The sequence below is a fragment of the Hahella sp. CCB-MM4 genome (assembly GCF_002260525.1).
GTDB lineage: Bacteria > Pseudomonadota > Gammaproteobacteria > Pseudomonadales > Oleiphilaceae > Hahella.
This window is the reverse complement of record NZ_MRYI01000015.1, coordinates 1-12,307: the sequence shown is the minus strand read 5'-3', so window position 1 is coordinate 12,307 and position 12,307 is coordinate 1. Positions and strand designations below refer to the sequence as shown.

At 46.8% G+C, this 12,307-nt stretch carries 11 protein-coding genes; 8 read left to right on the top strand and 3 right to left on the bottom strand.

The features are described 5' to 3' along the window. Nucleotides 1–11: 11 nt before the first annotated feature. From BTA51_RS21425 to BTA51_RS21415, 3 genes are all read right to left on the bottom strand, one after another. A complete protein-coding gene (locus BTA51_RS21425) occupies nt 12–1,034 on the bottom strand; it encodes a YHYH protein (RefSeq protein WP_094711070.1) in 1,023 nt (340 codons plus the stop codon). Between the two features lie 514 nt (nt 1,035–1,548). Continuing rightward, entirely contained in the window at nt 1,549–1,995 is a 447-nt protein-coding gene (locus BTA51_RS21420; RefSeq protein ID WP_094711068.1) for a hypothetical protein, read from the bottom strand. A gap of 11 nt (nt 1,996–2,006) precedes the next feature. Then, a complete protein-coding gene (locus BTA51_RS21415; RefSeq protein ID WP_094711066.1) occupies nt 2,007–3,179 on the bottom strand; it encodes a porin in 1,173 nt (390 codons plus the stop codon). Between the two features lie 350 nt (nt 3,180–3,529). Between BTA51_RS21415 and BTA51_RS21405 the strand changes: the two genes are divergently transcribed. The 8 genes from BTA51_RS21405 to BTA51_RS21370 all read left to right on the top strand — a co-directional run bounded on the left by BTA51_RS21405 (nt 3,530) and on the right by BTA51_RS21370 (nt 11,877). Next, entirely contained in the window at nt 3,530–4,303 is a 774-nt protein-coding gene (locus BTA51_RS21405) for an ABC transporter substrate-binding protein (RefSeq protein ID WP_094711062.1), read from the top strand. 91 nt (nt 4,304–4,394) lie between these two features. Further along, the gene (locus BTA51_RS21400) at nt 4,395–4,619 is read left to right on the top strand and encodes a DUF2835 domain-containing protein (RefSeq protein ID WP_094711060.1); all 225 of its coding nucleotides are present in this window, start codon (nt 4,395–4,397) and stop codon (nt 4,617–4,619) included. A 25-nt stretch (nt 4,620–4,644) separates the two neighbouring features. After that, the gene (locus tag BTA51_RS21395) at nt 4,645–5,829 is read left to right on the top strand and encodes an NAD(P)/FAD-dependent oxidoreductase (RefSeq protein WP_256385746.1); all 1,185 of its coding nucleotides are present in this window, start codon (nt 4,645–4,647) and stop codon (nt 5,827–5,829) included. 279 nt (nt 5,830–6,108) lie between these two features. After that, nucleotides 6,109–7,059 carry a sulfotransferase domain-containing protein gene (locus tag BTA51_RS21390; RefSeq protein ID WP_094711056.1) on the top strand — a complete coding sequence of 317 codons (951 nt, stop codon included), beginning with the start codon at nt 6,109–6,111 and terminating at the stop codon, nt 7,057–7,059. 298 nt (nt 7,060–7,357) lie between these two features. Next, the gene (locus tag BTA51_RS21385; RefSeq protein ID WP_094711054.1) at nt 7,358–8,428 is read left to right on the top strand and encodes a monodechloroaminopyrrolnitrin synthase PrnB family protein; all 1,071 of its coding nucleotides are present in this window, start codon (nt 7,358–7,360) and stop codon (nt 8,426–8,428) included. 22 nt (nt 8,429–8,450) lie between these two features. After that, complete coding sequence (locus BTA51_RS21380; RefSeq protein ID WP_210404890.1) at nt 8,451–9,893, top strand: pyridoxal-dependent decarboxylase; 1,443 nt, start codon at nt 8,451–8,453, stop codon at nt 9,891–9,893. Beyond that, nucleotides 9,887–10,816 carry a sulfotransferase domain-containing protein gene (locus tag BTA51_RS21375; protein WP_094711052.1) on the top strand — a complete coding sequence of 310 codons (930 nt, stop codon included), beginning with the start codon at nt 9,887–9,889 and terminating at the stop codon, nt 10,814–10,816. The genes BTA51_RS21380 and BTA51_RS21375 overlap by 7 nt, the downstream gene beginning before the upstream one ends. Before the next feature lie 263 nt (nt 10,817–11,079). Further along, entirely contained in the window at nt 11,080–11,877 is a 798-nt protein-coding gene (locus BTA51_RS21370) for a hypothetical protein (RefSeq protein ID WP_094711050.1), read from the top strand. Nucleotides 11,878–12,307: the final 430 nt, after the last annotated feature.

Genomic DNA, 12,307 nt, shown 5'->3' with positions numbered 1-12,307 from the left:
ACGTCGTAACCTCATAATGACTGCTCCACGATCAGCTGCTCTTTTGCCATAAGGCCGGTTAGGCACAGCGGTATGTTGACGTTGAGCTCATTATCAAGAGAAGCGTGATAGTGGTACATCCCGAAAGGATAGTGGATGGTCGGACCAAAATGCCCTCCGCAACTATCCAGGTTTTGGGGGTGGTTTCCACTGACGGGGAGATCGGTGTAGATGGGAAATCCATCCATGGCATAACCCAGCAGATCCCCTGAACCTTTCTGGTAAACCTCTTCACAGCGAATCTCGGAAATTTGATGATCCGCATAAATCTGATTGATGGTTTCCGGGAATATATGGGAATGATAGAACCCCTCATTAATGTGCCCTCCACAAGCATCCAATGCGGGCATGCTGCCTAAACCGCTGGGAGCTCCCGGTATGCCGTTGGCGACAGAGGGGGGCAGTCCGTTGATTGGCATACCAATCAGCGATAGACCCACAATATCCATGGCATCATCCATGGGAGTGGGTTTGGAAGCAAACCTGGGGAAAACGGGGATTATGTAGGTAAGTTGCAAAGTGTTATCGGGCTCCACCTCGATGCAGTAAGACAGGTCTGGATCCAGGTTGGGTTGCTCTCCCGGCCTGAGCATGACAAATCGGATATTCCCGTTATCGTCCACGATATCGTAACCGTCGTGCTCCATATCCTCAAAAAGGTCCCGTTTTAAGACTCGTAGTCCGGGATTTGTGGCGCCATCATAAGGATAGACACCGCCAATATCATTAATGGTTTCCGGGCAATAGGGACCATTTGGCACTGGGTTGCTTTTGACTTTCAACTTAAAACAGAGGGAATTTTTCCCATTTTCCAACTCACATGAGATGACGGATATATCTTCCAGGAAATGTTCCGAGTCATAGAACATTGGGTTGAGGACCGGCAATATCGGGGGCTTTCGCCAGGAATTTTCGGGTTGATCGGCGTAACTAAGAATGCTGCTTGTCAGGCCGATAAGTGCAATAGCAATGAGTAAAACAGGAGGTGTTCTCATTATCAGATTCCTCTACTGGTTGAGCTGTTCGATTGAATGGCATCACGCCCCGGATGACTGTCCGATGTGATTAACCATCTTGTTGGAGTTGTTACAGCTGATGTTTTGAAGTCTTTAAGGGGTGGAACGGTTTTACGATCCAGCCGGAAAAGAAGCTAAGTACAACTGAACTGGAAGTAGAGGTAGGAGAGGTTGTGCTGAAGGCTGTTTTGTTGAAGGGACATAGTACGTTTCCTTATGCATCATGCATTCATGCAGCCAAAGACTGCTCCTTGGGTTCCCTGGTTTTCGACAGAGACGGTTGTCCCTGAGAAAACAAATTAGAAAACAAATACTGGATATTTTCTTATTGAGGTTACAGACACTACCCTAGATAGTCTGTAAGTTGAACAGTGTCAAATGAATGGTTAAAAAATATTCAAACTCATGTTTTTTCGATCTTGGCAGTTCCAAAAACTGCAGCCAGAGCAGTGTATGGCTATACCTCGGGCAGGTATCTTTTCTCTTGCGATGTTTAATATTGCTGCACAGATCTAACGGAATCGTCCAGTTCCGATGTGGAAATGAAACCTATGTAGTTTGGATTCTGGGAAATCAATACTTTTATATCCTGATCGCTGGAGGCGCGAATCATAGGAGCTGCTTTCCCGGTAAAAACGAGACGAGCCCAGTAAGATAGAAATTGTCTTGGTCGCCTGTTAACGACTTTATGGCAAAACTCTTCAAAGAGAGCCGAGGAGCTTTCAACTGTCACGAGTGTGGCTTTATTTCCGTTAGGGAAGAAGGCTTTTTTCGCAAGAAAGAGGTTCTGGATATCCTCGGGGCTCAGAGATAGTTCAGAATTCGGATTGACGATGACGGCGATATCCGCTTTTACCGCTGGGGCCAGTATGAATGTTGGTATCAGTATTAAAATGGAAAGAATGACCATCAGTATCGTATTGCTGCGTAACAGTAACATGGGGCGCTCCATCAAAAGACAAAACTAATTGCTGTGCTGAACAGTTTTGTATCGATCCTGGAAGGACCGCCCTTGTCATAATCAACTTTGCTCACGTCAAATTTGAGGCATGCACTGTGGTGAAAATCATAACGCACCCCCAGCGTTATCACGGTGTTGTCCTGATCTGTCTGATCGAGCAGGCTCTCCAGCTCACTTCTGACCGGATCTGAATTCGGGACCATATCAAGGATTTCAGTTTTCGGTTTGGTATCGAACACCTCAAAAGTGAGGTGTGGCGTAAACTGGTTGAAGGTGTAGCCGGTCGAAATGTAATAGGCGAGTGGATCTTCGAAGGCACTCTCTTCAATTCTGCTTTTGGTGATTTCCGCTATCAGGAAGGCGTTTTGATAGTCGACTCTCAAGGATATGCTGCCAAAGGTTCCCACATCGTTCTTGGCCCGAATGGCTTCGGCGACCTCTGCAGAAACTGTGGGGCCGGTAGATGGCGGTGCAGTGGATGGTGCGTCAGGGTCTGCCGGAAGAATCTCGGTCAGGCCTGGCAGGATGGGAGGAATGGACAGCTCAGAACGAAAGTAAGAGAAGCGCATGCCGATCCAGTCTACTCCTATTCTCCAGGAACCGCCGGCAACATATTCAAGATCCACCTCTCCTAATGGGATCGTCTCCCGGACCGAGCCGTAGAAAAAATCCAGCGTGGAATCGAATTGACCGATGGGCGAGGAATAGGTGACGTTGATGCCGTCCAGATTATTGAATAAGGGGACGTAGACAAACTTCGGCGGCCTGACCCAATGGTAGGTATAGCCCACATCAATGGTGTCGCTGTATTCAAAGAAGGGCGTTCTGAAACGACCGGCCTTAACCGTCCACTGATTATTGAACGTGTACGTTAAATAGGCCCATTCAAATTCTGCTTCATGGTCTTCTGCGCCGCGAGCCAGGATCTGGGCGGTGGCAGAGAGATTAGCGCCCATATCTGCCCGGACCTGCAGGCCAAACAATGACTCATTCTTGAAATCAATGTTGTCGTCATAACCAAAATAAGGCTTCTCATCATCGAGGGTTGTCGCTCCCACAATGCTGCCGAAACCATTGATCTGAATTCTTTCATCTGCAAAAGCAGAAAATGCAGGATGACTAACTAAAAGAGCCAGACATAGACAAGACACTGTTGTTTTCATTGTTGCGACCTTGTTCTGTCATCACACCTATAAGCGTAGTTGCAGGACAATCGGTGTCCAGTCGGGAAAATCCTATTAATTGAGGCTAAGAGGGATATTTGGGATGAGAAGCGCCAGGAAAGAGGCCCAGGAAAGAGGACAATTTTGGTGGCGGAGCTCATGAACGGATTGGTGGCGGAGCTCAGGAACGGAGATGGAGGAGATGGGGGAGAAGGCGAGAAACGGAGGAGCTGGCAATGAATGGACAAGCCTGTACCCCGGGGCTACGCTTGAAATATCTGTATTTGATCTCTCCAGGATTCTTTCCACGAGAAATCCTCTCGGATCAAAGGGTTCACTGCGGTGTATAAATGTCTCTGGTAAAGCTGCCAATTTGGGTTTTGCTCACTCTTTGGGGAGTGAGCAGCCAATATAGTCATGCCGAGGTTCGACCTCTGAGACTGGCTTCCGCTGAGGACGTGGAACCCTATGTATATCATCAGGAAAGCGGGCAGGTTGCCGGTATCGACTATGAAATCGTTCGCGAAGTTCTGGGCCGGGCGTCAATTTCGTTTGATCTGAAGAGCTTTCCCCGTCCCCGTATCAGTCTGATGCTGCAACAGGGGTTCCTTGATGGGCTGCTAACGACAACGGCTTATAATGATCAGGATATGCTGGAAACCTTGTGGCTCTCGGTGCCTTTATATGTTTCCACCGTGTCCACCATTTCCCGAAAAGATGCTCCGAAGTCCGGCTCCCCACCGGAAATGATTCCTTGTGTGAAAGCCGGAATCCTTCGAGGATTCAGTTATCGCTTTCCAAACCTGGATATCAGTCGCTTCAAAAACCCGGTTGAGGTAGATAGCGCAGAACAGTTGGTTAAACTCACCATGTACGGCCGGGTGGACTGTGCCATTTCGGAAGACATAACTTTTATGTACCAAGCCAGAAAACTTCATTACTTCGATGATTTGCAGGTCGTTGAGGAAATATCCACCCGTCCGGTTGTCATTGCATTGTCTCGAAGAATTATTGAACAGAATGATGGCCTTGGTGAACGTATTAACCGCCTGATTAACGAGGTCCGCGAAGAGGATATTATTGATAACATCATTATCAAGTACCTGACATTGGGAAACTCCTGAATTAGCCAAAAATGTTGTCTATCTTTGGCCAACCATAATAGGCCTCTGTGGTACCATAGGCCGCATCGTGAATGCTGCATCGGGCTTTTCTATGAGACAGATAATCGTCGATCTGAATATATCGGCGGATGAATATCTAAAACACTATCAGCGGGTCGCCAGCATGGTGGAGACGGTCAGTCGGGACGGACTCAGGGTTCAGTTCCCCACCGGTATCCTGCAGCGCTTTGTCACCCGCGAAGGGGTGCACGGTACTTTTGTCATCTATTTTGATGATAACAATAAGTTCCAGCGCATTGAGCGTTTGGAACCGTAAGTGGCTTGTCATATCGGAGTTTTCATTGAGTCGTACAATTGTTGATGTGGTGGTCATAGGGGCCGGGGCTGCCGGGCTGATGTGTGCTATTACTGCCGGCTACAGAGGTAGAAAAGTGCGGGTGCTGGATCATGCCAACAAGCCCGGAAAGAAGATCCTGATGTCAGGAGGCGGGCGATGCAATTTTACCCATTTGAATTCCACCCCGGCTAACTTCCTCTCGGACAACCCTCATTTTTGTATTTCCGCCTTGAAGCGATATACCCCTCATCACTTTCTGGAGTGGGTGGAAAGGCACGGTATCGAATACTTTGAAAAAACACCCGGACAATTATTCTGTCAACATAGTGCCAAGGATATCCTTAGCATGCTACTAGCCGAGGCCGACTGGGCGGGTGTTGAGGTTTCCCTGAAAACTACCATCAATTCGATAGAAGCATCAAAGGAAGGTTTTCTATTGCAGACCACCGCCGGTGAGGTTCAGTGTGAAGCACTCGTGGTTGCTACCGGAGGGCTGTCCATTCCCACCATGGGGGCCACACCTTTCGGATATAAAATCGCCGAGCAGTTTGGGCATCAGGTATTACCAACAAGGGCAGGGTTGGTGCCATTGACGCTCCAGCCCGCTGATCTGGAACGTTTTTCTCCCATTTCCGGAATAGCCGCTGATGCTGTGGTGACGGCGAACGACATCAGCTTTAAAGAGCCCATTCTCTTTACTCATCGAGGACTTAGCGGACCCGGCATTCTACAGATTTCCAGTTATTGGAATCCCGGAGAGGATGTACATATCCGTCTCATGCCGGACACAGACCTGGAGGCCACTCTCAAACAATGGCGACAGGAGGCCCCCAACAAATCCCTGGAACAGATGCTGTCGCAAATTTTACCAAAGCGTCTGGCGCAGATTCTCTGTGAGTGGAAAGGCTGGTCCGGCAATATGCAAAGCTACTCCAACCAACGCCTGACGGACATCGCCGCCGTTTTGTCCGATCTCAAGATCAAACCCAACGGCACAGAAGGATACCGCACAGCAGAAGTGACCTTAGGTGGCGTCAATACAAAGGAAATCTCCTCCAAAACCATGATGTCCAATTTACAGGAAGGTTTGTATTTTATCGGCGAAGTGGTCGATGTAACCGGACACTTAGGTGGTCACAATTTCCAGTGGGCCTGGGCGTCCGGGTTTGCGGCGGGTAATAGTGTTTGATGTTGTGGAAGCATATTAATGTTTGTGTTTTGTGAGCGGACCTCGGTAACAGGGAGTTGGCAATTAACAAACTGGTAGCTTTGACCACTTCGGAACTTGCTAAAACCCATGACTCAGTATGAACTGTAATAAGATTATTTTTTGCAGAAGTTGAGATAGCAAAATCACCAATGTGTAGTGGTCTAATAATCCCGGACACCAAATTAGGTAGTATGATCGCCACCATAAGAGAGGTGTTCAGGAGAGTAAGTCATTAAAATTGGAAAAGGATGCCAATTAATGAAAAAAGCACTGCCCACGGTTTCACACACATACCAAAATCACCTGCTGGACAGCACGCGCTGGAATGCTTTTTCGCCCCGAGCCGACGATATCATCATAGCGAGTTCCATGAAATCGGGCACCACCTGGACACAGTGGATTACGTTGAAATTACTATTTCCAAATCGCGATTTACGATTGCAGGATATTTCACCCTGGTTGGAAAGGCGACCGTACCCAGGCAAAGACACGAAACAAGATCCAATTGCGCTGTTGGAGGCTCAAAAACATCGGCGTGTAATCAAAACTCATCTCCCCTTGGACGGATTACCCTATTCCCCCCAGGCTAGGTATATCGTGCTGGGACGTGACGGACGGGATGTGGCTTTATCTTTATGGAACCACTGCGAAGATTACTCCGACGAGTTCCTTGCGTATTTAAACAGCTACGAAGGCGCTCCTTTCCCACGATCCAGCACCTTTAATGAATTCTGGGCGGACTGGATCAGCAAAGGATGGTTTGAGTGGGAACACGACGGCTATCCCTATTGGTCACATTTGCATTTTATCCAAACCTGGTGGGATTTCAGGTATTTGCCCAATATTCTTTTTGTGCACTTCGCTGACTTGTTGGCTGATCTACCCGGAAATATTCAGGGTATCGCAGATCATCTTGGGATTTCGCTTTCAGAGTCCCGGCGATCCGAAATCGCTGAAGAACTGACATTTGAGAATATGAAAAATGCAGCGGAAAAATACGCTCCCGTGCCTAAAGGCGCGTTGAAAGATGGTCCGAAGCGATTTTTTAATAAAGGAACTAATGGCCGTTGGAAATATATACTGACGGAGCAGCAAATCGTCCAATACGAACTAGCGGTCGCCCGGACTTTGTCCCCGGATTGTGCTGTGTGGTTGGAGCATGGCTCGACGCGTGATTCAACAGCCCAGTATGTCAGTGAGACATTTTGAATTTTTCAAGGAGTCAAAAATGGGCGACAGATCATGGGGTTGGGTTGGCACGGTTACATACCTCCCGTGGCTGCATGAACGAGGTCTATCACCACTATATCTGGTGAGAGGTAGTTTCTTGCATCCTGACCGGAATAGCACATACTTAATCAAAATCACCTGAGCGGTAACATCTTGTGATGAGCGTATCCTTTGAAGCTAATCAGATGGTTGCGCAATCTCGGATGATAAAAGGGACTACTACTTAAGCCTTTTCCTCAATGTGACGGAACGTTACACAAAGTTAGGAAGATGCAAAATGATCGAAGGATTGATTGAGTCAACGAAACAAATATCCCTCCTGGATCCGTTCTCGCTAGATGAATTCTTTATGGATGAGTTTCATCATTGCAATCACCTATGCCATGTAAAAGGCATTATTAAAAAAGGGAACAGCCTCGCACTATCTAGCGTGCAGACGCAATACATCTCGCAGATAACTGCACATGCAATGACAAGAGATTTATGTTTCTTGGCTTCTTCTTTGCTCAGGCATGGCGCAAGTTTGGATGAAATTCCGGGGCTGGAACAGTTCTTGTTAAGTATATCCAAAATTACTCAAGAGATACCGAGAGATAATGTCTACTCATACTCTATTCGCAATCCATCAGGCAAAAGAAGGCGTAGCTTCACAGGGATGGATGAAGAGCTTCTTTTTATCGAACTTCTTAGCACGTCAATCGAGGACCTTTTAAAGCTACTTTGCCTGTTTCCAGTAGCAGAAGCGTTTGATCCCGAAAGTCAGGAATGCGCAGATTTACTGCTTAGGTGTGCCGGTTGCTTGCAAATTTTGACTTCATCGATTGTCACGGTAAAGAGAAAGATTTCTCCCGAAACCTTTTCCTACATACTTCGACCTTACTTTGAGCCACTGAAGATAGGGGGGCGTTTATGGGCTGGACACAGTGCTGCACAACTCCCTCTACTTCTTATTGATTGGGCTATGTGGGGGGTCGATTGTCCGGACGCTGATTACCACAGGTATTTTGAACACAATATCGAATATTCACCGATTGTTATTAGAGATTACCGGAGGCTGCAAGGGTTGGCGGAATCCTATGTTTCTGTAACCGAGAGAGCCTTAAAAGAGAGGAATCCGTGTAAGGTTGAAGCGGTGGCCATTGCCTTGTTAGAGATATTGAAAGTGCTGGTTAAATTCCGCTATCCGCACATCAAAGTAGCGGAGGAGAATTTTAGTATTCGAGAGCGGAATTCAAAAGGGAGCGGCGGTTATGACATGGAAATTTTGCATCGCTTGGCCGAGCATACACAGCATAATCGCATGCGAATCAAAACGGCATTAGGAAATATCAGGGTCTGTTCACACTAATTAATTATCAGGGATAGCTCGCATGAAAAATAAAACACCTTCCGCAACAGATCTTCATATGACCCCAGAGGAATTTCGTCGGCAGGGATACCAGATCATTGACTGGATTGCTGATTACTGGGGGCGGGTGGAGGAGTTCCCGGTTCTTTCGCAGGTAGCTCCAAACGAAGTGCGCTCACGATTACCCCCTTCACCTCCCAGCGTTGGCGAATCCTTGGAGGATGTGGTCAAAGATCTTGAAAACATCATCTTGCCCGGCCTGACCCATTGGCAATCGCCAAATTTCTTTGCTTATTTCCCCACCTCATGTTCCGCTCCTTCGGTTTTGGGAGAGCTGTTATGCGCCGGACTAGGGGTTCAAGGTATGTTATGGGTGACCAGTCCGGCCTGCACAGAATTGGAAACCCACGTGCTGGACTGGCTGGTAGAGATGTTAGATTTGCCGGACAAATTTAAATCCACGGGGACGGGCGGCGGCGTGCTGCAGGATTATGCCAGTAGCGCCACTCTATGTGCGTTATTGGCGGCTCGCGAGCGTGCGACAGAAGGACGAAGCAACCGGGCGGGCTACCAAGACAAACTGGTTGCTTACTGTTCCACCCAAACCCATTCATCGATAGAAAAGGCCGTTCGTATTACCGGTCTTGGTAGTGAAAACCTGCGCCTGATCAATGTGAACGATAACTTTGCGATGCTGCCTGATGCGCTTGCCGCACAAATAGCAAAAGATCGACAGGACGGTCTGGTACCCTGTTTTGTGTGCGCCACGATAGGCACTACATCATCATTGGCGGTTGACCCCGTCTCGGAAATTGGTCGTACTTGTCAACGAGAAGGAGTGTGGCTGCACGTGGATGCCGCTATGGCGGGCTCGGCTGCAGTGTGTCCTGAGTATCAATATCTGCATCAGGGGCTGGAACATGCGGACAGTTATTGTTTTAACCCGCATAAATGGCTGTTAGTCAATCATGACTGTGACTGCTTTTATGTCGCCGATAAAACCGCGTTGACTAATGCGCTCTCCATTTTGCCGGAATACTTGAAGAATGTGGCGACTGAAACCGGCGACGTGATCGATTATCGAGATTGGCAGATCCCGCTTGGGAGGCGTTTCCGCTCGCTGAAACTTTGGTTGACTATCCGATATTATGGAATCGAAGGATTGCAGAAACACATTCGCAAACACGTCAGCTTAACGAAACTATTTGTCGACCTGATAGAAGAATCAAATTCTTTTGAACTGGCAGCGCCGCCCTTTCTCAACCTTGTCTGCTTCCGCCACAAAGGGGACAACCAAACCAATGAGCGAATCCTCGATAAGGTGAACCAGGAGGGACAGATTTATCTGACCCACACAAAGTTAAACGGACGATACGTTTTACGCTTTTGTATTGGGCAAATACGAACAGAAGAACACCACGTACGCAGGGCGGTTGATATATTGGAAGAGGCCGCCAGATGCTAAATAAATCGTTGCCCTCCGTTTCTCACACATACCAGCACCATCATCTGGACAGTACGCGCTGGAATGCATTTTCTCCCTGTGACGGCGATGTGGTTGTAGCGAGTTCCATTAAATCTGGCACCACATGGACACAGTGGATTGCTGTGAAATTGTTGTTGTCGGATTACAATCCAAAATCGCTGCTGGATATCGCGCCTTGGTTGGATTGGCGTACAGATCCGCAACAAGATCCGTTGCAGGATCTGATCGCGTTATTGGAAGCACAACCGCACCGTCGCATTATCAAAACTCATCTGCCCCTGGATGGGTTGCCCTATTTTCCCCAGGTTAGATACATCGTATTGGGACGTGATGGTCGGGATGTTGCCGTGTCTTTGTGGAACCACTACGGCAACTACTCTGATGAGTTGCTCGCTCTTCTAAATAGTCATGAAGGTGTTTCATTTCCTCCCAGGCCGGAAACTTTTCAAGAATTTTGGGCGGATTGGATCAGCAAGGGATGGTTTGACTGGGAGCAGGATGGATATCCCTTTTGGTCACACTTTCACTTTATTCAAAGCTGGTGGGAATATAGACATCTACCCAATATCATTTTTGTGCACTTTGCTGATTTACTGGCCGACCTAACCGGCGAAATTCAACGTATCGCGGACCATCTTGGGGTTTCGCTTTCCGCAACTCGGCGATCCGACATTGCTGAAGAAGTGACCTTTGAGAATATGAAGAATGATGCAAAAAAATACGCTCCCTTGTTTGAAGGTGAATTCAAGGATGGCCCGGAAGCCTTCTTTCATAAAGGAACTAATGGCCGCTGGAAGCATATACTGACGGATCAGGAAATTGCTCAATATGAATCAGCGGTCACCCGCACTCTATCACCAGAATGTGCTGCCTGGTTGGAACACGGAAAAGATGCGTTGTGATCGAATTGCTCAGGTTTTTCTCTGATTCGTGAATTTTATGGGCCCGCTTTTGGTTTTTTAAAATATTTGCATACGGATTTCGACCAGTAGCCCCTCATATGAGTAGGTCGTCATAATCTATTAGACGAAAATTATTCATCAATGAATTGTCTTATCACTGCTTGGCTGATAGCTAATTGTTGATTAGTTATGAGCAAGCTCTATTATGCTTACACAGATCTATAGCGCTAGTCTTTGTTTTAAGTCATCAATTTGTGGTTCTCATGTTTTATAAAAGCATCGCTCTATTTGTTTTATGTGTCTTGATATCATCTATTGCTTTAGCTTCAGATAACCCTATTAAAGAGAAGTTTGTTAATAGTTTTGAGGAAGGTGATATAGATACATTGCTGACATATTTCTATTTTGAGCCGGAGGAAGCCGATTCCAAACGAAAACAGCTTAAATGGGAACTGGGTACAGTATTCCGTATTCTTGGCGATGCATCAGGCTGTCGTGATACGGAGAAAGAGGATTTTTTGGCAATGATAATTGTCTCAACCAAAAAGCCTCTAGAGGTCAGCAAGGAGTATCGCTTTGAATGTGATTATTCAGTGGAAGGAACAGGAATAATTTTAGTACGAAGCACAAATATAGAGGGCCGCGAAGTAGTTTTTTCTATCTCAGCTGGTCTAATGGTGGAAGCGGGCAACCACCAAAGTGTTATGGAAAAAATCAAGTTGTTAGCGGCGTCTTTAATGAATGGTAACGATCCGAAGAGAATTCATTTTTTACATGATGAGTATGTTGTATACATTGAAGAGGAAGAGTGTATTCAAGATGAAGCTTATAGTATTGCCTATGAATCTTTAAACAGCTTTAAGTCACAGGAGAAAAGAGTTCGTGCTGAATTGCATTATCTTTTGTCTGAATATTTGGGTGAAAAAATAGCGCTTTGTAATGCTAAGGAGTTAAGAATCCTCATAGGAAATGTTGGTTCGTCAACTGAAGGTGAGAATCACGAATACGCAATGATCCGGGTAAGGCTGGACAAAGAGCAAAATAGATGGGTGGATTTCTGAGAAGCAGAACAGCCTACAAAGAGACGTAACCAAGATATCCAATAGATAAAACCAACAGGGTCCGATCGGTTTCTAGGTGGATTTTCAACGACAAGCCCAAATTCTGCCGCGAATATACTTGCCTCAGGTTTACAGCTAGACCGCCAGTAAACACCACAAAAATAGACCAGACATTATCTCGGATATTTGTTTTTAATAGTCATTTCGGCCTATGTCTAAATGGTTAAGTGTCTGTATTTATAGCTATTCCTTTGACAACCCTGATATGGATGACAGAAAATCACGCTCTTTGATTTCAGGAAAACAGGGAATTTTCATATGGAACTGCAGGAACTGATCCTCGCGCATCATCAGTTGAGGGGCTACCGCATTGGCGGCGAATACTGGATTTTTGCCCCTTATCATTATGAGCCTTCCTACTGGCTCATTC

Coding starts and splice junctions, on each gene's coding strand:
- BTA51_RS21420 (WP_094711068.1), bottom strand. CDS start 1,995: ATGTTACTGTTACGCAGCAATACGATACTGATGGTCATTCTTTCCATT.
- BTA51_RS21385 (WP_094711054.1), top strand. CDS start 7,358: ATGATCGAAGGATTGATTGAGTCAACGAAACAAATATCCCTCCTGGAT.
- BTA51_RS21415 (WP_094711066.1), bottom strand. CDS start 3,179: ATGAAAACAACAGTGTCTTGTCTATGTCTGGCTCTTTTAGTTAGTCAT.
- BTA51_RS21405 (WP_094711062.1), top strand. CDS start 3,530: ATGTCTCTGGTAAAGCTGCCAATTTGGGTTTTGCTCACTCTTTGGGGA.
- BTA51_RS21380 (WP_210404890.1), top strand. CDS start 8,451: ATGAAAAATAAAACACCTTCCGCAACAGATCTTCATATGACCCCAGAG.
- BTA51_RS21425 (WP_094711070.1), bottom strand. CDS start 1,034: ATGAGAACACCTCCTGTTTTACTCATTGCTATTGCACTTATCGGCCTG.
- BTA51_RS21370 (WP_094711050.1), top strand. CDS start 11,080: ATGTTTTATAAAAGCATCGCTCTATTTGTTTTATGTGTCTTGATATCA.
- BTA51_RS21390 (WP_094711056.1), top strand. CDS start 6,109: ATGAAAAAAGCACTGCCCACGGTTTCACACACATACCAAAATCACCTG.
- BTA51_RS21400 (WP_094711060.1), top strand. CDS start 4,395: ATGAGACAGATAATCGTCGATCTGAATATATCGGCGGATGAATATCTA.
- BTA51_RS21375 (WP_094711052.1), top strand. CDS start 9,887: ATGCTAAATAAATCGTTGCCCTCCGTTTCTCACACATACCAGCACCAT.